Annotated in this window: 17 protein-coding genes; 2 read left to right on the top strand and 15 right to left on the bottom strand. The window is 56.6% G+C overall.

What is annotated here, in order from left to right; translation table 11 throughout:
• Positions 1–10: 10 nt before the first annotated feature.
• Positions 11–316 (bottom strand): stress response protein ElaB, encoded by a 306-nt coding sequence (gene elaB / locus ACOQH0_RS15720; RefSeq protein WP_029485146.1) that lies wholly within the window; start codon positions 314–316, stop codon positions 11–13.
• A 53-nt stretch (positions 317–369) separates the two neighbouring features.
• Positions 370–831, bottom strand: a complete 462-nt coding sequence (locus tag ACOQH0_RS15725) for a GNAT family N-acetyltransferase (protein WP_010433368.1) — start codon at positions 829–831, stop codon at positions 370–372.
• Positions 832–902: 71 nt separating this feature from the next.
• Between ACOQH0_RS15725 and rnz the strand changes: the two genes are divergently transcribed.
• Both rnz and ACOQH0_RS15735 read left to right on the top strand, forming a co-directional pair.
• Positions 903–1,820: a ribonuclease Z gene (gene rnz, locus ACOQH0_RS15730; RefSeq protein ID WP_421510788.1), complete on the top strand. Its 918-nt coding sequence runs from the start codon at positions 903–905 to the stop codon at positions 1,818–1,820.
• A gap of 64 nt (positions 1,821–1,884) precedes the next feature.
• Complete coding sequence (locus ACOQH0_RS15735; RefSeq protein ID WP_120157786.1) at positions 1,885–2,889, top strand: chemotaxis protein; 1,005 nt, start codon at positions 1,885–1,887, stop codon at positions 2,887–2,889.
• A 92-nt stretch (positions 2,890–2,981) separates the two neighbouring features.
• Here ACOQH0_RS15735 and nuoN read toward each other — a convergent pair whose 3' ends face one another.
• The 13 genes from nuoN to nuoA form a co-directional block, all read right to left on the bottom strand.
• Positions 2,982–4,439: an NADH-quinone oxidoreductase subunit NuoN gene (gene nuoN, locus ACOQH0_RS15740; protein ID WP_010433361.1), complete on the bottom strand. Its 1,458-nt coding sequence runs from the start codon at positions 4,437–4,439 to the stop codon at positions 2,982–2,984.
• Positions 4,440–4,445: 6 nt separating this feature from the next.
• Complete coding sequence (gene nuoM, locus ACOQH0_RS15745) at positions 4,446–5,975, bottom strand: NADH-quinone oxidoreductase subunit M (protein ID WP_089597916.1); 1,530 nt, start codon at positions 5,973–5,975, stop codon at positions 4,446–4,448.
• A gap of 76 nt (positions 5,976–6,051) precedes the next feature.
• Positions 6,052–7,893 carry an NADH-quinone oxidoreductase subunit L gene (gene nuoL / locus ACOQH0_RS15750; protein ID WP_089597915.1) on the bottom strand — a complete coding sequence of 614 codons (1,842 nt, stop codon included), beginning with the start codon at positions 7,891–7,893 and terminating at the stop codon, positions 6,052–6,054.
• On the bottom strand, positions 7,890–8,192 hold the full coding sequence (gene nuoK, locus ACOQH0_RS15755; RefSeq protein ID WP_006176506.1) for an NADH-quinone oxidoreductase subunit NuoK: 303 nt from the start codon (positions 8,190–8,192) through the stop codon (positions 7,890–7,892). Before nuoK ends, nuoL begins: the two co-directional genes overlap by 4 nt.
• Positions 8,189–8,743, bottom strand: a complete 555-nt coding sequence (gene nuoJ, locus ACOQH0_RS15760; protein WP_010433354.1) for an NADH-quinone oxidoreductase subunit J — start codon at positions 8,741–8,743, stop codon at positions 8,189–8,191. The genes nuoK and nuoJ overlap by 4 nt, the downstream gene beginning before the upstream one ends.
• 10 nt (positions 8,744–8,753) lie before the next feature.
• The gene (gene nuoI, locus ACOQH0_RS15765) at positions 8,754–9,296 is read right to left on the bottom strand and encodes an NADH-quinone oxidoreductase subunit NuoI (protein ID WP_003861491.1); all 543 of its coding nucleotides are present in this window, start codon (positions 9,294–9,296) and stop codon (positions 8,754–8,756) included.
• A 13-nt stretch (positions 9,297–9,309) separates the two neighbouring features.
• On the bottom strand, positions 9,310–10,287 hold the full coding sequence (gene nuoH, locus ACOQH0_RS15770; RefSeq protein ID WP_010433351.1) for an NADH-quinone oxidoreductase subunit NuoH: 978 nt from the start codon (positions 10,285–10,287) through the stop codon (positions 9,310–9,312).
• On the bottom strand, positions 10,284–13,007 hold the full coding sequence (gene nuoG, locus ACOQH0_RS15775; protein ID WP_421510789.1) for an NADH-quinone oxidoreductase subunit NuoG: 2,724 nt from the start codon (positions 13,005–13,007) through the stop codon (positions 10,284–10,286). The genes nuoH and nuoG overlap by 4 nt, the downstream gene beginning before the upstream one ends.
• A 54-nt stretch (positions 13,008–13,061) precedes the next feature.
• Positions 13,062–14,399 (bottom strand): NADH-quinone oxidoreductase subunit NuoF, encoded by a 1,338-nt coding sequence (gene nuoF, locus ACOQH0_RS15780; protein WP_089597913.1) that lies wholly within the window; start codon positions 14,397–14,399, stop codon positions 13,062–13,064.
• Positions 14,396–14,896 (bottom strand): NADH-quinone oxidoreductase subunit NuoE, encoded by a 501-nt coding sequence (gene nuoE / locus ACOQH0_RS15785; RefSeq protein WP_006176513.1) that lies wholly within the window; start codon positions 14,894–14,896, stop codon positions 14,396–14,398. Before nuoE ends, nuoF begins: the two co-directional genes overlap by 4 nt.
• Positions 14,897–14,898: 2 nt before the next feature.
• Complete coding sequence (gene nuoC / locus ACOQH0_RS15790) at positions 14,899–16,701, bottom strand: NADH-quinone oxidoreductase subunit C/D (protein ID WP_089597912.1); 1,803 nt, start codon at positions 16,699–16,701, stop codon at positions 14,899–14,901.
• Between the two features lie 89 nt (positions 16,702–16,790).
• The gene (gene nuoB / locus ACOQH0_RS15795) at positions 16,791–17,465 is read right to left on the bottom strand and encodes an NADH-quinone oxidoreductase subunit NuoB (RefSeq protein WP_003861482.1); all 675 of its coding nucleotides are present in this window, start codon (positions 17,463–17,465) and stop codon (positions 16,791–16,793) included.
• A 15-nt stretch (positions 17,466–17,480) separates the two neighbouring features.
• Positions 17,481–17,921 (bottom strand): NADH-quinone oxidoreductase subunit NuoA, encoded by a 441-nt coding sequence (gene nuoA, locus ACOQH0_RS15800; RefSeq protein ID WP_010433335.1) that lies wholly within the window; start codon positions 17,919–17,921, stop codon positions 17,481–17,483.
• Positions 17,922–18,263: the final 342 nt, after the last annotated feature.

Here is an 18,263-nt window from a genome sequence, read left to right on the forward strand (position 1 = left end):
TAAAACGTTGTTAACGACGGGCCAAGAGCAGCCCCAGTACCAGCCCGACGGCAGCACCGGCGCCAATGCCTTGCCACGGTTTTTCATGCACGTAATCATCGGCACGATAAACCGCTTTTTTCGCGCGGTAGTAGTAATTATCAGACGCATGGCTGACGCGGTTTTTCACTTCATGCAGTGCTTTTTCGGCACGCGCTTTAAGCTCAATATATTTCTGATCGGCAGGGTCGCCGGACGAACGTAACACCTCTTCCAGCGTCTCGCTCAGCAAGGCCAGGTCGTCGTCGATACGGGTATCCCAGGATTGAAATGACATATTTTTCTCCATGTTGTTACACCAGTCCGCTAACTATAGCCAACGACTCGCCATTACGCCTGCTTCGTTTCCCTCGCCATGCCGATATGCGGAATGCCATCTTCGTCATACACATCCGTCACTGGCGCAAAGCCAAAGTGCCCGTAAAAGGATTGAAGATGCGCCTGCGCGCCGAGGTATAACGCCTTGTCTGGCCACTGTTTTTCGCACGATGCCAGGGTTTTCTCCATCAGCTGATAGCCCAGTTTTTCACCGCGCGCTTTATCGCTGATGATGACGCGGCCAATCACCACCGGCTCGAAATCGTCGTCGCTTTTCAGAATCCTCGCATACGCCACCAGCTCGTTTTCGCGCCAGCCGAGGATATGACGGTTCTCGCCGACGAGGTCATCGCCATCGATGTCCTGATACGGGCAGGTTTGCTCAACAACAAAGACTTCGCAACGCAGCTTCAACAGGGCATACAGTGAATGAACGGTGAGTTCGCTATGGTGTAAATCTTGCCACTGGATCATGTCTGTCTCCTTACTGGGGTTCATCACGTTATACTAAACCCCTCCCCGTTCGGCAAAGGGCTGATTGCATTATGGAACTGATTTTTCTGGGTACGTCCGCTGGCGTGCCAACCCGCTCACGAAACGTGACGGCGATCCTGCTGGATCGTCATCACCCCACCCGCGGCGGTCTGTGGCTGTTTGACTGCGGTGAAGGCACGCAGCACCAGCTGCTGCGTACCGCTTATCATCCGGGCAAACTGGATAAAATTTTTATTACCCATCTGCACGGTGACCACCTTTTCGGCCTGCCCGGCCTGCTCTGCAGCCGCTCGATGGCCGGTAATGCCAACCCGCTGACGATTTACGGGCCGGCGGGTATTCGGGAATTTGTTGAAACGACGCTGCGCCTGAGCGGCTCGTGGACGGATTATCCGCTCGAGGTGGTGGAGATCGCCGAAGGCCTGGTCTTCGACGATGGCGCGTATACCGTCACTGCCCAGCCGCTTAATCATCCGGTTGAGTGTTACGGCTATCGCATTGAAGAGCACGACAAACCCGGCGCGCTCGACGCCGCGGCTCTCATCGCTGACGGCATAAAGCCCGGCCCGCTGTTCCAGCGTCTTAAGCAGGGAGAGACCGTCACGCTGGAAGACGGGCGCGTGGTGAACGGTCAGGACTACCTCGCGACGCCGCAGCCGGGAAAAAAGCTGGCGATCTTTGGCGATACCGCGCCGTGCCCTTCCGCCCATCTGCTTGCACAGGGCGTGGATGTGATGGTGCATGAAGCGACGCTTGAAACGGCGATGGAAGAGAAAGCCAACAGCCGGGGCCATAGCTCGACGCGTCAGGCGGCGCAGCTTGCCCGTGACGCGGGCGTCGGGAGATTGATCGTCACTCACGTTAGCTCGCGCTACGACGCGCGGGGATGTGCAAGCCTGCTGGCAGAGTGCCGTCACCTGTTCCCGGCGTGTGAGCTGGCGGAAGATTTCACTCAGGTCAGCGTTTAGTCCTTCATTTTTCCCTCAGGATGCCGATAACGATTAAAAGGTCAGCATTTCTCTTGAGGGTAGAATGGATAATTTCCAGAAAGATATTGATGACAGGGCGAATCTGACCCTGTCGAACCGTTTTGAACTGTTGCTGTTCCGTCTTGGCACCTCTCTGAACGAAAATAAGTCCGAGCTGTTTGGCATTAACGTGTTCAAGCTGCGCGAAATCGTGCCGATGCCGGCGTTCACCAAACCCGCAGGCATGAAGTCTCCGCTTATGGGGATGGTGAACATTCGCGACCAGGTGATCCCGGTGATTGACCTGGCCGCCGTGGCCGGATGCAAGCCGACGACCGGACTGAACATTCTGCTGATCACCGAATACGCCCGCAGCGTGCAGGCGTTTGCCGTGGAGTCCGTTGAGAACATCATGCGTCTCGACTGGAAACAGGTTCACGCGGCCGAAACCGCCGTCAGCGGGCGCTATATCACCAGCATCGCCTGTCTGGACGAGAAGACCGATACCAACGATCTGGCGATGGTGCTGGACGTTGAGCAGATCCTGTACGACATCACCCCGGCTAACCACGATCTGCACGCGACCAATCTGAAAACCACCAAATTCAATATCAAGCCGGGCTCGGTCGCGATTGTTGCGGAAGATTCCAAAGTGGCGCGCTCGATGCTGGAGAAAGGCCTGCAGGCGATGGAAATCCCCGCGCAACTGCACATTACCGGTAAAGACGCATGGGAGAAAATTGGCGTACTGGCGGCACAGGCGCAGGCTGAAGGGGTTCCCATCACCGATAAAATTGCACTGGTGCTGACCGACCTCGAAATGCCGGAGATGGATGGCTTTACGCTGACGCGCAAAATCAAAACCGATCCGTTCCTGAAGGATATTCCGGTGGTGATCCACTCGTCTCTGTCCGGCAACGCCAACGAAGACCATATTCGCAAGGTGAAGGCCGACGGGTATGTGGCGAAGTTTGAGCTGAACGAGCTATCGTCAGTGATTGAGGAAGTGCTGGACCGCTCGATGAAGAAGATTGACGGGCCGTTGATTAGCCGGAAGCAGCTGGCTTAAGTCTGGTGCGGGCTGGTGCCCTCACCCCAACCCTCTCCCACAGGGAGAGGGCGAAGACCATAAAAAAACCCGCCGAGGCGGGTTTTTTGCTTTTACATTAACGGCATCGCTCGCTGCACGATATCAATCAGCGGCTGCGGATAGATACCGAAGATCAGCACCAGCAGCGCAGAGATAAGCACCACGATACCACCGGCGCTGTACTGCCAGTTGGTCGGTGCATCGCGGTTAAGCTGCTGAGGCGCGCTCAGGTACAGGCTCACGGCCACGCGCAGGTAGTAGTAAAGGCCGATCGCGGAGCCGATAACGACACCCGCCGTCAGCCACCACAGACCCGCATGAACACCGACTGCCAGCACGTAGAACTTACCGATAAAGCCCAGCGTCATCGGGATACCCGCCAGCGAGAGCATCATTACGGTCATCACAGCAGACAGAATCGGACGGTGCCAGAACAGACCACGGTAGGAGAACAGTGAATCCGCATCCGGACCACGGTACGGGCTGGACATCAGGCTCACCACGCCGAACGCGCCGAGACTGCTGAACAGGTAACCCGCCAGATACACGCCCACGGCTTCCATCGACATCTCGCCGCTCTGCAGCGCAATCAGCGCCACCAGCAGGTAACCCAGGTGTGAGATAGACGAGTAGCCCAGCAGACGCTTGATGTTGGTCTGGCTCAGCGCCATCAGGTTACCGAAGATGATTGAGACGAACGCGATAATGCCCAGCACCACGCGAACCGCTTCGCTGTCACCTACCGGTGCGTACAGGAACAGACGCATCACCACACCGAAGATAGCGATTTTGCTCGCTGTCGCCAGGAAGGTCGACACCGGAGCCGGTGCGCCCTGGTATACATCTGGCGTCCACAGGTGGAACGGCACCAGAGAGAGCTTGAAGCCGAGGCCAACAATCATCATGCCCAGACCCGCCAGCAGCAGCGGCTCGTGCAGCATGCCGTCGCCGAGGCTCTTGCCGATGGCCAGGAAGGAGAGATTACCCGTCTGTGCGTACAGCAGCGCGATACCGAACAGCAGGAACGACGAGGCAGCAGCGGACAAGATGGTGTACTTGATCGCCGCTTCCAGAGAGCGTTTCTGGCGGAAGGCGTAACCAATCAGGCCGAACAGCGGGAGTGAGATCAGCTCAATACCGAGGAACAGCGCGGCCAGGTGGTTCGCGTTCGCCAGCAGAATGCCGCCCAGTGCGGCAATCAGTACCAGCAGGTAAAACTCTTCTTTGTTGTCGTTGTAGCCTTCAAGCCACGGGTACGCAAAGGTGCAGGTTGCCAGGCTTGCCAGCAGAACCAGACCGGTGTACAGCATGGCGTAACCGTCAACGCGCATCAGCGGCGTGACATCCATCGCGCCCGCCTGGCCAACAAACCAGAGGGAGACTAACGCAGCGTTCAGACCCAAAACGGACAGGGTCGCATTCAGGAAGTGATTGCGTCGCCACGCAATGGAGAGCATCACAACCACCACCGTCAATCCGACGATCAGCAGCGGTAGCAGCGCGATCAGTTGTTGTGGAGTTATTGTCATGGCGAATTACGGCCTTGTAGTAGAAGCAGAATTAACAAACCACTGCTGGATGTTGCCCATCGCGCTATGCGAGGTATCCAGAATCGGCTGCGGATAGAAGCCCAACAGCACCAGCAGTACGACCAGCAGCAGGATGATGAACAGCTCACGCAGCGACATCCCCGGCAGTTCTTGTGCAGCAATTTCGCTCTTCGCTTTACCGAAGTAAGCGCGGTGCAGCATCGCCAGCGAGTACACGGAAGCGAACACCAGACCAAAGGTGGAGATGACGGTAATCATCGGAACCACTTTGAAGCTGCCGAACAGAATCATAAATTCGCCGACGAAGTTACCGGTGCCCGGCATACCCAGGGTGGCAACCGCGAAGAACATGGAGAGCGCTGGCAGCCATTTCATTTTGCCCCACAGGCCGCCCATCATACGCATGTCGCGAGTATGCAGACGTTCGTACAGCTGACCGCACAGGATGAAGAGACCCGCGGCGGACAGGCCGTGCGCAATCATCTGAATGACCGCGCCCTGGTACGCCAGCTGGCTGCCGGTGTAGATCGCAATCAGCACGAAGCCCATGTGGGAAACGGAGGTGTAGGCAATCAGACGCTTGATGTCGTACTGCGTGAAGGCCATCCACGCGCCGTAGAAGATACCGATCACGCCGAGCCACATGGCAATGGGTGCGAATTCAGCGGAGGCATTCGGGAACAGCGGCAGTGCGAAACGCAGCAGACCGTAGGCCGCCGTTTTAAGCAAGATGCCCGCCAGGTCAACGGAACCCGCCGTCGGTGCCTGAGAGTGCGCGTCTGGCAGCCAGCCGTGCAGCGGAACCACCGGCATTTTCACCGCGAAGGCGATGAAGAAGCCCAGCATCAGCAGGTATTCCACGCCGTGAGACATCGGGGTCTTCAGCAGCTCTTCATAGTTGAAGGTCCAAACACCGGTCGCATTGTAATGCACGAACACCAGCGCCAGGATGGCAATCAGCATCACCAGACCGCTCGCCTGGGTATAGATGAAGAACTTGGTTGCCGCCGTGATACGCGTTTTACCGTCGGACGCCTTATGCCCCCACAGCGCGATCAGGAAATACATCGGCACCAGCATCATCTCCCAGAAGAAGAAGAACAGGAACATGTCGATGGCAAGGAACACGCCGATCACGCCGCCCAGGATCCACATCAGGTTCAGGTGGAAGAAGCCCTGGTATTTTTCGATTTCTCGCCAGGAGCAAAGTACCGCCAGAACGCCGAGCAGGCCGGTCAGTACCACCATCAGTAGCGACAAACCGTCAATCGCGAGGTGGATCGTAATGCCGAAACGCGGGATCCACGGCAGGATAAACTCAGACTGCCACTGCGGAATGCCCGCAGACTGGGTCAGAGAGTAGCCACCCTGCAACCAGAGTTGCAGGCCAAGTGCGAGCGTTAATCCCATGGTGATCAGCGCGATCCAGCGCGGCATCTTCACGCCAAAGCGTTCAGTCTGCCAGCACAGGAAGCCGCCGATGAAGGGAATTAATATTAGCCAGGGTAGTAACATGGCGATTTACATTCCTTTTTAAGGCCCCCAGCAGGGGCCTGATTTTCAACGAATTCGAATAAAATTCACTTAACGATCAACGCAACACCATCAGCAGCGCCAGCACGACAACCGCACCGATGCTCATGGATGCCACATACCAGCGCAGATAACCGTTCTCACTGTACAGCAGGCCTTTACCTGCAAAGCGGGAGAGGATCGCCGGGATATTCATCAGGCTGTTCAGCGGGTCGCGTTTTACCAGCCACGCGATGCCCAGGAACGGCTTAACGAAGATCATGTCGTACAGCCAGTCGAAGCCCCACGCGTTGTACCACCAGGTGCCCAGCAGACGGCCCGGCGCACTGTTGGCAACGGCAGTTACCAGCGTACGTTTACCCAGCCACAGCCATGCAGCAATCAGGATGCCCGCGATAGCAACCACGCCGGAGGTGATTTCAAGCGTCAGAACGCGACCGTGCTCAAGCTCGGTTGTCGCCGGGAGTACGCCCTGCAGCGGTGGCACAATCATCGCGCCAACGAAGGTGGAGAGTACCAGCAGCACAATCAGCGGCAGGTGATGGGTGATCCCCTTCCCTGCGTGAGCGTGAATTTGTTCTTTACCGTGGAATACGATGAAAATCATACGGAAGGTATACAGGGAGGTCATGAACGCACCGACCAGACCCGCAACCATCAGATTGATATGACCATTCGCCATGGCACCCGCAAGGATTTCGTCCTTACTGAAGAAGCCCGCGGTGATCAGCGGCAGTGCCGCCAGCGCCGCGCCGCCCACCAGGAAGCAGACATACACCAGCGGGATAGACTTACGCAGTCCGCCCATCTTGAAGATATTCTGCTCGTGGTGGCAGGCCAGGATCACCGAACCGGATGAAAGGAACAGCAGCGCTTTAAAGAACGCGTGCGTCATCAGGTGGAAAATGGCGGCGTCCCACGCCTGAACGCCCAGCGCCAGGAACATGTAACCAATCTGGCTCATGGTGGAGTACGCGAGAACGCGTTTGATGTCGGTCTGCACCAGTGCGGCAAAGCCTGCCAGCACCAGCGTGACCGCACCGACGATACCCACCAGATGCAGAATTTCCGGGGTCATCAGGAACAGGCCATGGGTACGCGCAATCAGGTAAACACCCGCGGTTACCATGGTCGCGGCGTGGATCAGCGCGGAGACAGGCGTTGGACCCGCCATCGCGTCGGCCAGCCATGTCTGCAGCGGCAGCTGCGCGGATTTACCCACAGCGCCACCCAGCAGCATCAGCGTTGCCCACCACAGCATGTTGTTGCCTGCTTCGAAGTGCGCCGGCGCCAGTTCCACCATTTCGCGGAAGTTCAGCGTGCCCAGTTCGTTATAGAGAATGAACAGCGCGAAAGCGAGGAACACGTCACCCACGCGGGTCACGACGAACGCTTTCATGGCCGCTGCGCCATTCTTCGGATCGGTGTAGTAGAAACCGATCAGCAGGTAAGAACACAGACCCACGCCTTCCCAGCCCAGGTACATCAGCAGCAGGTTATCGGCCAGCACCAGAACAACCATGCTGGCGATAAACAGGTTGGTGTAGGCGAAGAAGCGGGAGTAGCCCTCTTCACCGCGCATATACCAGGAGGCGAACATGTGGATCAGGAAGCCCACGCCGGTGACAACGGAGAGCATGGTCAGAGACAGACCATCCAGCACCAGGTTGAAACCGATGTTGAAATCACCGACCGACATCCACGTCCACAGCGGCACGCTGAAAGGCTGACGTCCGTTGTTAAAGAAGTCGATACCCGCATACGCTGTAACCAGCGCAGCCAGACCGATTGAGCCGATACCCACGGTCGCAGACAGATTCTCAGACCAGCGGCCGCGAGAAAACGCCAGCAGCACGAAGCCAATCAGCGGAAAAATAATGGTTAAGGCAAGCATGTTCATCCACGCAACTCACTTACTGAATCGATGTTCAGGTTCTGGCGGCGACGATGGAGCTGCAGCAACAGCGCCAGGCCAATACTCGCTTCGGCAGCCGCAAGGCTGATGGCGAGAATGTACATCACCTGACCGTCGGCCTGGCCCCAGTAGCTCCCGGCGACCACGAAGGCCAGCGCCGAGGCGTTAATCATGATTTCCAGACCAATCAGCATAAACAGCAGATTGCGGCGGATAACCAGACCGGTTAAGCCCAGAACGAACAAAATCGCAGCGAGGATCAGTCCATGTGTTAAGGGGATCATGCGCGCTCCTCCGTTTTTCTTTTCGCGCGGTCATCAGTGCGGTTGCTCAGCACCTCGCCCACACGCTCTTCACGGCCGACGTGGAAGGCAACAACCAGACCTGCCAGCAGCAGCATTGACGCCAGTTCAACCGCCAGAACATAAGGGCCAAACAGAGCAATACCCACTGTCTTAGCGCTGATTGGCGTACCGTCGATGCCCTGATCGTTCACGCCCAAAATGGCGTAAACAATCACCACCAGCATGATGGCCGACAGAATTGCCGGACCAATCCACACCTGCGGTTTTAACCACTGACGTTCCTGCTCAATTTCAGAGCCGCCCAGGTTCAGCATCATCACCACGAACACGAACAGCACCATGATGGCACCGGCGTAGACGATGATTTCCAGCGCACCGGCGAAGTGCGCGCCCAGCGCAAAGAACACCCCGGAAATGGCCAGCAGCGAAATGATTAAGTACAGCAGCGCATGCACCGGATTGGTGTGCGTGATCACTCGCAGCGTAGCCAGGATGGCGATAAGGCCACAGATATAAAAAGCGAATTCCATTGCCCTCTCCTTACGGTAACAGGCTCTTGACGTCGATAGGCTTAGCTTCGTTCTCTGCTTCGCCCTTATCTTTGCCGTCGATTGCCATACCCGCCATCCGGTAGAAGTTATATTCCGGGTATTTGCCCGGACCGGAAATCAGCAGATCCTCTTTCTCGTACACCAGGTCCTGACGCTTGTACTCACCCAGTTCGAAGTCTGGAGTCAGCTGAATCGCCGTGGTTGGGCACGCTTCTTCACACAGACCGCAGAAGATGCAGCGTGAGAAGTTGATGCGGAAGAACTCAGGGTACCAGCGGCCATCTACCGTCTCGGCTTTTTGCAGAGAGATACAGCCTACCGGGCACGCTACCGCACACAGGTTACAGGCAACGCAGCGCTCGGAACCGTCCGGATCGCGCGTCAGCACGATACGGCCACGGTAGCGCGGCGGCAGATATACCGGCTCTTCCGGGTACATCCGGGTTTCGCGTTTGGCAAACGCGTGCAGGCCGATCATCCAGATACTGCGTACCTGGGTGCCGAAACCTACTAATAATTCTTTTAAGGTCATGGTCTAAAGCCCCTTATGGCTGCTGCCAGAGAATGACAGCCGCCGTTACCAACAAGTTGACGAGCGTCAGCGGCAGGCACACTTTCCAGCCGAAGGACATTACCTGGTCATAACGCGGACGCGGTAAGGACGCACGAATCAAAATGAACATCATCATAAAGAACGCGGTTTTCAACGCGAACCAGATGAACGGCGGTAAGAACGGGCCATGCCAGCCACCAAAGAACAGCGTTACCATCAACGCGGAAATGGTGACGATACCGATGTACTCGCCCACGAAGAACAGACCGAATTTCATACCGGAATATTCAATGTGGTAACCGTCGGCCAGTTCCTGTTCGGCTTCTGGCTGGTCAAACGGGTGACGGTGACACACCGCCACGCCCGCGATAGCAAAGGTAATAAACCCAAAGAACTGCGGGATAACGTTCCAGATGTCAGCCTGGTTGTTGACGATGTCGGTCATGTTAAATGAACCGGCCTGCGCCACCACGCCCATCAGGGAAAGACCCAGGAACACTTCGTAGCTCAGCGTCTGCGCGGAAGCACGCATCGCACCCAGCAGCGAGTATTTGTTGTTACTGGACCAGCCTGCGAACAGCACCGCGTAAACCGCGAGACCTGCCATCATCAGGAAGAACAGAATGCCGATGTTCAGGTCAGCGACCACCCAGGTCGGGCTGACCGGAACGATAGCAAACGCCAGCAGCAGCGAAGTGAAGGCGATCATCGGTGCCAGAGTAAAGATCACGCGGTCCGAGAAGCGCGGGATCCAGTCCTCTTTAAAGAACATCTTGATCATGTCCGCCACAAGCTGGAGTGAACCACCCCAGCCCACGCGGTTCGGTCCGTAACGGTTCTGGAACAGACCGAGCAGACGACGTTCACCAAAGCTCATGAACGCGCCGCAGGTGACCACCACCAGCAGAATCACAACCGCTTTCAGAATACTCAGCAGGATGTCGATAAGATCCGGCGTTAACCAACTCATGCTTTTGCCTCCTGCAGGTTATCAAGACGCGCACCCGCCAGTACCGGCGCGATGCCAGGCATACCCATTGGCAGACCCACCTGCCCTGCTGTCAGACCCTCAGAGATAATCAGCGGCAGGCTGATTGTCTGGCCGTCATAGCTAAAGGCAATGTTTGCGTCCGCGTTAACGCCAAGCTTCGCGGCATCCGCCGGGTTGAGCTTGATGTACGGCTGCGGCATGCGGGTCTGGAAGACCGGTGAACGCTGGGACAGCTCGTCGCTACCGAACAGATGGTAGTACGGCGCGATACGCCAGTTGCCATCCTGGGCCTGGAAGCTCGCCGGTACGGTGGTGAAGAAGTCCAGACCGGTTTCGGAGGCTTCAATCAGACGCACGCCCGGATCGCCGTGGCGCAGGGAGCCACCCACTTCAGCCTGGAACTTGTTCCATGCCTGCGGGGAGTTCCAGCCTGGCGCCCATGCGAATGGGATTTGCGAACGCGGCGCAGACGGCTGGTTGTTCCCTTCCATTGAGAAGGCGAACATCGTGTCTTTATCCTGCGGCTGGCGCGGTTCGTGCACGCTGATATTGGCGCGCATTGCGGTACGACCGCTGTAACGGTGCGGTTCACGCGCCAGTTTCTGGCCGCGAATGCGGAAGCTTGCTTCAGGCGCGGCATCTTTAATGCCTGCCAGCTGAGGCAGTTTTTCGACGACCGCGTCGATAACGTGGTCGAGCTGCGTCCAGTCCACTTCACGGCTCTGCACGGTGCTGTGCAGGGAGTGCAGCCAGCGCCAGCTTTCCAGCATCACGGTGTTGCTGTCGTAGTACGCCGGGTCATAAACCTGGAAGAAACGCTGTGCGCGGCCTTCGTTGTTGATAACGGTACCATCGCTTTCTGCGAAGCTTGCCGCAGAGAGCACCAGGTGCGCTTTATCCATAATCGCCGTGCGCTGATGGTCAATCACCATCACCAACGGCGCTTTGGAGAGCGCGGCGTCAACGCGAGCAGCAGAGGCATGGCGATGCAGATCGTTTTCCAGCACAACAACGGCGTCAGCAGAGCCGGATTCCAGTTCGCTTAACGCTGCTTCCAGCGAGCCGCCGCCAATCATACCCAGACCGATGCTGTTCACCGCACGGGCAATCATGGTCACACCGACGTTCGCTCCGCGGCCTTTCAGGGCTTTGGCAACGTTGGCTGCCGCCTGAATGATCTCGGCGCTACCGGCGTTGGTCCCGGAAATAATCAGCGGTTTTTTCGCACCGGCCAGGGCCTGAACAATCACGTCGACCTTGTTCTGCAGGTCGCGATCCAGCTCAACGGCCGGAGAGTTGCTGTCCAGCGCGTGGGCAATCGCAAAGCCAAGACGCGCCTGATCTTCAACCGGTGCGCAGTAGGTCCACGCCGCGATATCGTCCAGACGGGTATTGTCAACGTTGGTCACAAACAGAGGATGCTTCGCGCGCTGACCGATGTTCAGGATTGCCGCAATCTGCCAGTCGGCCACTTTCTGCGCCGCTGCCATTTCACGTGCTTTCCCCTTCACCGCCTGACGAACCGCCAGAGCCGCGCGTGCGCCGGTCTGCGTCAGGTCTTCACCCAGCACCAGAACCGCATCATAAGATTCAATTTCGCGCAGCGCAGGGGTGTGGACACCGCCTTCACGCAGCACTTTCAGTACCAGCTGAAGACGTTCCTGCTCGCCCTGAGCGATACCGGTATAGAAGTTTTCCGCCCCAACCAGCTCGCGCAACGCGAAGTTGCTTTCGATACTGGCGCGCGGGGAGCCGATACCGATCACTTTCTTCGACTGGCGCAGAATATCTGCCGCGCCCTGCATCGCCTGTTCAGCGTTCAGGGTAATGAAGTCGTCGCCACGGCGCTGAACCGGCTGACGCGGACGGTCTTTCAGGTTGACATAGCCATAGCCGAAACGACCGCGGTCGCAGAGGAAGTAGTGGTTAACGGTACCGTTGTAACGGTTTTCGATACGGCGCAGTTCGCCGTAACGCTCACCCGGGCTGGTGTTACAGCCGAGGGAACACTGCTGACAGATGCTTGGCGCAAACTGCATGTCCCATTTACGGTTGTAACGCTCGGAGTGGGTTTTATCCGTGAATACGCCGGTCGGGCAGATTTCTACCAGGTTACCGGAGAATTCGCTTTCAAGCGTACCGTCTTCCGGACGACCGAAGTAGACGTTGTCATGTGCGCCATACACGCCCAGATCCTGACCGTCTGCGTAGTCTTTGTAGTAACGCACGCAGCGGTAGCAGGCGATGCAGCGGTTCATTTCGTGAGAGATGAACGGCCCCAGATCCTGATTACGGTGGGTACGCTTGGTAAAGCGATAGCGACGGAAGCTGTGACCGGTCATGACGGTCATATCCTGAAGATGGCAGTTACCGCCCTCTTCACAAACCGGACAGTCGTGCGGGTGGTTGGTCATCAACCATTCCACCACACTTTCGCGGAACTGTTTGGCTTCTTCGTCATCAATCGAAATAAAGGTGCCTTCGGTGGCTGGCGTCATACAGGACATCACCAGGCGACCACGCGTGTCTTCCGCGTTTTGATATTGCTTCACCGCACACTGGCGGCAAGCACCGACGCTGCCCAGCGCCGGATGCCAGCAAAAGTACGGAATATCGAGGCCAAGAGACAGACAAGCTTCCAGCAGGTTGTCCGCCCCGTTGACTTCGTATTCTTTGCCGTCTACATGAATCGTAGCCATTAGCATGCTTCCAGTTGTCTCGGTCGAAACCGAGCGTTAATCAAAATTCTGTTTTTACCAGCGCGCTTTCAGCAGGTTCGGCTGAATCCCATTGATTGAATGGGTATTGCTGAACGGCTGCTTGATGCCTGCTTCGAATTCGTCGCGGAAATATTTAATCGCGCTCTGCAGCGGCTCGACGGCACCCGGTGCGTGGGCACAGAAGGTTTTGCCTGGGCCTAAGAATCGACACAGTTGCTCAAGTGTCTCGATATCGCCAGGCTGGCCTTCGCCACGTTCGATTGCACGCAGGATCTTCACGCTCCACGGCAGTCCGTCACGGCACGGTGTACACCAGCCGCAGGACTCGCGGGCGAAGAACTCTTCCAGGTTACGCACCAGCGAGACCATGCCGATCTCGTGGTCGACGGCCATCGCCAGCGCCGTACCCAGACGGCTGCCTGCTTTACCAATGCTTTCGAATTCCATCGGCAGATCGAGGTGGGCTTCGGTCAGGAAGTCAGTCCCTGCCCCACCCGGCTGCCAGGCTTTGAATTTCAGGCCATCGCGCATGCCGCCCGCGTAGTCTTCAAGAATTTCGCGTGCGGTGGTACCGAACGGCAGTTCCCAGACGCCAGGATTTTTAACGCGACCAGAGAAGCCCATCAGCTTGGTACCGGCATCTTTACTTGAGGAGATGCCCTGATACCACTCCACGCCGTTGGCGAGGATAGCCGGAACGTTACACAGGGTTTCGACGTTGTTTACGCAGGTCGGTTTACCCCATACGCCGGAGCTTGCCGGGAACGGTGGCTTAGAGCGCGGGTTCGCACGGCGACCTTCCAGGGAGTTAATCAGCGCGGTTTCTTCACCGCAGATATAACGCCCGGCACCGGTGTGCACGAACAGTTCGAAGTCAAACCCGGTGCCCAGGATGTTTTTGCCAAGCAGGCCCGCTTCGGTGGCTTCGGCAATCGCGCGACGCAGGTTTTCTGCCGCTTCGATGTACTCACCGCGCAGGAAGATGTAGCCACGGTACGCTTTCAGCGCAAACGCGGAGATCAGCATGCCTTCCACCAGCAGGTGCGGCAGCTGCTCCATCAGCAGGCGGTCTTTATAGGTGCCCGGCTCCATTTCATCGGCGTTACACAGCAGGTAACGGATGTTCATGGATTCGTCTTTCGGCATCAGGCTCCACTTCAGACCGGTGGAGAAGCCCGCACCGCCACGCCCTTTCAGGCCAGAATCTTTTACCGCGTTAACGATGTCGTCCGGCGCCATGCCGCCAAGGGCTTTACGCGCACCGGCATAGCCGTTTTTGCTTTCGTATTCTTCAAGCCATACCGGCTGTTTATCATCGCGCAGACGCCAGGTCAGCGGATGCGTCTCAGCAGTACGAATTACAGTTTTCATTTGTACTGCTCCAGCAGGTCAGGAATCGCTTCCGGCGTCAGATGGCTGTGAGTGTCCTCATCAATCATCATGGTCGGCCCCTTGTCGCAGTTACCCAGGCAGCAGGTCGGCAGCAGAGTAAAGCGTCCATCGAACGTGGTCTGGCCCGGCTTGATATTGAGCTTCTTCTCAATCGCAGCCTGAATGCCCTGATAACCGGTGATGTGGCAGACAACGCTGTCACAGTAGCGGATCACATGGCGGCCAACCGGCTGACGGAAGATCTGGCTGTAGAACGTGGCTACGCCTTCTACGTCACTTGCCGGAATACCCAGCACTTTTGCGATCTCGTAGATCGCCCCATCCGGCACCCAGCCACGCTGTTTCTGTACGATTTTCAGCGCTTCAATGGACGCCGCACGCGGGTCTTCGTAGTGGTGCATCTCGTGCTCAATAGCGGCACGTTCTGCTTCACTCAGCTCAAAAGCCTCGGTCTGTGGTTGTTGATTCTCGTGCATAATTAGCGGTCCACATCTGACATAACAAAATCGATACTACCCAGATACACAATCAGGTCGGAGACCAGACTGCCGCGAATGGCGGCCGGGATCTGCTGCAGGTGCGCGAAGCTTGGCGTACGCACGCGGGTACGGTAGCTCATAGTGCTGCCGTCGCTGGTCAGGTAGTAACTGTTGATACCCTTGGTCGCTTCAATCATCTGGAAGGATTCTTGCGCCGGCATGACCGGACCCCAGGAAACCTGCAGGAAGTGGGTGATCAGGGTTTCGATATGTTGCAGCGTGCGCTCTTTCGGCGGCGGCGTCGTCAGCGGGTGATCCGCCTTGAACGGGCCTTCCGGCATGTTGTTGAGGCACTGCTCAAGGATGCGCAGACTCTGGCGCAGCTCTTCCACTTTCAGCATCACGCGGGTGTAGCAGTCGGAAACACCGCCGCCCACCGGGACTTCAAAGTCGAAGTTCTCGTAGCCAGAGTAAGGACGGGCTTTACGCACGTCGAAATCAATACCGGTCGCACGCAGACCTGCACCTGTCGTCCCCCACTCCAGCGCTTCTTTCGCGCCGTAGGCAGCAACGCCCTGAGAACGACCTTTCAGAATGGTGTTACGCAGCGCGGCTTTCTCATAAGACGCCAGACGTTTTGGCATCCAGTCGAGGAATTCACGCAGCAGACGGTCCCAGCCGCGCGGCAGATCGTGTGCCACACCGCCGATGCGGAACCAGGCCGGATGCATACGGAAACCGGTAATCGCTTCCACCAGATCGTAGATTTTCTGACGGTCGGTAAAGGCGAAGAATACCGGGGTCATCGCGCCGACGTCCTGAATGAACGTGGAGATGTACAGCAGGTGGCTGTTGATACGGAACAGTTCTGACAGCATGACGCGAATCACGTTAACGCGATCCGGCGTGGTGATACCCGCCAGTTTCTCAACGGCCAGCACGTATGGCATTTCGTTAACGCAGCCGCCGAGGTACTCGATACGGTCGGTATACGGAATGTAGCTGTGCCAGGACTGACGCTCGCCCATCTTTTCAGCACCACGGTGGTGGTAGCCGATATCAGGCACGCAGTCGACAATCTCTTCGCCGTCAAGCTGAAGAATAATACGGAATGCACCGTGCGCAGACGGGTGGTTTGGACCGAGGTTGAGGAACATGAAGTCCTCGTTTTCGGTACCGCGCTTCATGCCCCAGTCTTCCGGCTTGAAGGTCAGCGCTTCCATCTCCAGATCCTGCTTGGCTTTGGTCAGCTCAAACGGGTCGAATTCGGTTGCACGTGCCGGGTAGTCTTTACGCAGCGGGTGGCCGGTCCAGGTCTGCGGCATCATGATGCGCGTCAGGTGCGGGTGGCCGTCAAAGGTCATGCCGAACATTTCCCAGGTTTCACGCTCGTACCAGTTCGCGTTCGGGAAAAGTTTGGTAATCGTCGGCAGATGCATGTCGTTTTCAGACAATGCCACCTTGAGCATGATATCCGTATTACGGTCTATTGAGATCAGGTGGTAGAAAACGGAAAAATCCGCAGCAGGGAGACCCTGGCGGTGAGTACGCAGACGTTCATCCATGCCGTGTAAGTCAAACAGCATGACGTAAGGTTTCGGCAATTTCTTGAGGAAATCGACCACTTCCAGTAATTGTTCACGCTTCACCCAAACAACGGGTACCCCGGTGCGGGTGGCCTGAACAGTAAAGGCATCCGGCCCAAAACGGTTGCGCAGTTCGCCAACGACTGGGTCATCGAGATGATCCCGTGTCTGCCAGGCGGCTTCTTGCGCGGTTAAGTCGGTCATATTGTTCACCATTGCAAATGGTCCGTGGTGACTGTTAAGCCTGGCTTCGCGCTATTTGAGTAGTGATATGCGAAGGTGTTCTCCAGGCCCACAGGCGCAAATTAAATTTCGTCAGGCGTACGCAGGTTGGTGACGGCAATACGTTCACCACGTTTACGCTCGCGCTCGGACTGCATGTTCGCGCGATACACACCCTGATCGCCAACAACCCACGACAGTGGGCGACGTTCTTTACCGATAGACTCCTGCAGCAGCATCAGCGCCTGCATGTAAGCTTCCGGACGCGGCGGGCAGCCCGGAATGTAGACATCCACCGGGATAAACTTATCTACGCCCTGCACGACGGAATAAATGTCGTACATACCGCCAGAGTTTGCACATGCGCCCATGGAGATAACCCATTTTGGCTCCAGCATCTGGTCATAAAGACGCTGAATAACCGGGGCCATCTTGGTAAAGCACGTACCGGCCACCACCATCAGGTCAGCCTGACGTGGGGAAGCACGCAGTACCTCTGCCCCAAAACGCGCAACGTCATGCACCGCAGTGAATGACGTCACCATTTCAACGTAGCAGCAAGAAAGGCCAAAGTTGTAAGGCCAGATGGAGTTCTTACGACCCCAGTTGACCATATCGTGCATGGCATGTTCGAGCTTGCCCATGTACACGCTTTTATTGACTTCTTGCTCCAGGGGGTCGGTTACGATCTCCTGTTTTTGCAGGGGGTAACGGTCATTCTCACCGTTAGGATCTATGCGGGTGAGCGTATAATCCATCTTATTGCCTCGCTGTTACTGCTGACGATTAGAGATACTGTTTTCCGGGTTGATCTGTTCACGGCGTGAACGCGCAGGCGTCCAGTCCAGCGCGCCAATACGCACCAGATAAACCAGACCGGCCAGTAACACTAAAATGAAAATTGCGGCCTCGACAAAGCCCACCCAACCACTTTCGCGAATGGAGGTCGACCATGCGAAAAGGTAAAGCGCTTCCACGTCGAAGATGACGAAGAACATGGCTACCAGGTAGAACTTGGCAGACAGGCGTAAGCGAGCGGTACCTACGGAATCAATACCTGATTCGAAAGGTGTGTTTTTGTGCCTTGCGCGGGCGCGACCGCCCAGGAACCAGCCGCCGACTAACATCAGGCAGCACAGGCCAATGGCTACAATAAGAAAGATTGCGAATGCCCAGTGATGAGCGATGACTTCTGTGGATGTTGACATACTCATTGCTTACTCATCAAAAGTGATACCGACGACACTGCTCTTGCTGGCAGATGGGCATCACATCGATTCATGGGGAGGAACAAATAACCTTACACTAACTGTCAGAAATGAGACATAGACAGCAAAATGATGGGGTTTTTTACTCCTTTCTATAACCTTTTGTCAACTTTAACAAAGGTTTCTTCACATTAAATGACATCAAGCGATTCTCATTAACATTTCATGCCCTTTTAACCCTGGTGGGTACCTGACTTTACGTCAAATGCATGTTGTTGAATCGTGTCCGTTTTGGAAGTAAAAAAAATAACCCTCCTATTTTGACAGGATTTGCCAAGGATTCCTCCC

The sequence above is a fragment of the Enterobacter sp. JS8-1 genome, from assembly GCF_049187015.1.
Taxonomy (GTDB): Bacteria; Pseudomonadota; Gammaproteobacteria; order Enterobacterales; family Enterobacteriaceae; genus Enterobacter; species Enterobacter mori.

What these genes read in the sequence shown, in the direction of transcription:
- elaB (WP_029485146.1), bottom strand. Translation starts at nt 316, where the DNA reads ATGTCATTTCAATCCTGGGATACCCGTATCGACGACGACCTGGCCTTG.
- ACOQH0_RS15725 (WP_010433368.1), bottom strand. Translation starts at nt 831, where the DNA reads ATGATCCAGTGGCAAGATTTACACCATAGCGAACTCACCGTTCATTCA.
- rnz (WP_421510788.1), top strand. Translation starts at nt 903, where the DNA reads ATGGAACTGATTTTTCTGGGTACGTCCGCTGGCGTGCCAACCCGCTCA.
- ACOQH0_RS15735 (WP_120157786.1), top strand. Translation starts at nt 1,885, where the DNA reads ATGGATAATTTCCAGAAAGATATTGATGACAGGGCGAATCTGACCCTG.
- nuoN (WP_010433361.1), bottom strand. Translation starts at nt 4,439, where the DNA reads ATGACAATAACTCCACAACAACTGATCGCGCTGCTACCGCTGCTGATC.
- nuoM (WP_089597916.1), bottom strand. Translation starts at nt 5,975, where the DNA reads ATGTTACTACCCTGGCTAATATTAATTCCCTTCATCGGCGGCTTCCTG.
- nuoL (WP_089597915.1), bottom strand. Translation starts at nt 7,893, where the DNA reads ATGAACATGCTTGCCTTAACCATTATTTTTCCGCTGATTGGCTTCGTG.
- nuoK (WP_006176506.1), bottom strand. Translation starts at nt 8,192, where the DNA reads ATGATCCCCTTAACACATGGACTGATCCTCGCTGCGATTTTGTTCGTT.
- nuoJ (WP_010433354.1), bottom strand. Translation starts at nt 8,743, where the DNA reads ATGGAATTCGCTTTTTATATCTGTGGCCTTATCGCCATCCTGGCTACG.
- nuoI (WP_003861491.1), bottom strand. Translation starts at nt 9,296, where the DNA reads ATGACCTTAAAAGAATTATTAGTAGGTTTCGGCACCCAGGTACGCAGT.
- nuoH (WP_010433351.1), bottom strand. Translation starts at nt 10,287, where the DNA reads ATGAGTTGGTTAACGCCGGATCTTATCGACATCCTGCTGAGTATTCTG.
- nuoG (WP_421510789.1), bottom strand. Translation starts at nt 13,007, where the DNA reads ATGGCTACGATTCATGTAGACGGCAAAGAATACGAAGTCAACGGGGCG.
- nuoF (WP_089597913.1), bottom strand. Translation starts at nt 14,399, where the DNA reads ATGAAAACTGTAATTCGTACTGCTGAGACGCATCCGCTGACCTGGCGT.
- nuoE (WP_006176513.1), bottom strand. Translation starts at nt 14,896, where the DNA reads ATGCACGAGAATCAACAACCACAGACCGAGGCTTTTGAGCTGAGTGAA.
- nuoC (WP_089597912.1), bottom strand. Translation starts at nt 16,701, where the DNA reads ATGGTGAACAATATGACCGACTTAACCGCGCAAGAAGCCGCCTGGCAG.
- nuoB (WP_003861482.1), bottom strand. Translation starts at nt 17,465, where the DNA reads ATGGATTATACGCTCACCCGCATAGATCCTAACGGTGAGAATGACCGT.
- nuoA (WP_010433335.1), bottom strand. Translation starts at nt 17,921, where the DNA reads ATGAGTATGTCAACATCCACAGAAGTCATCGCTCATCACTGGGCATTC.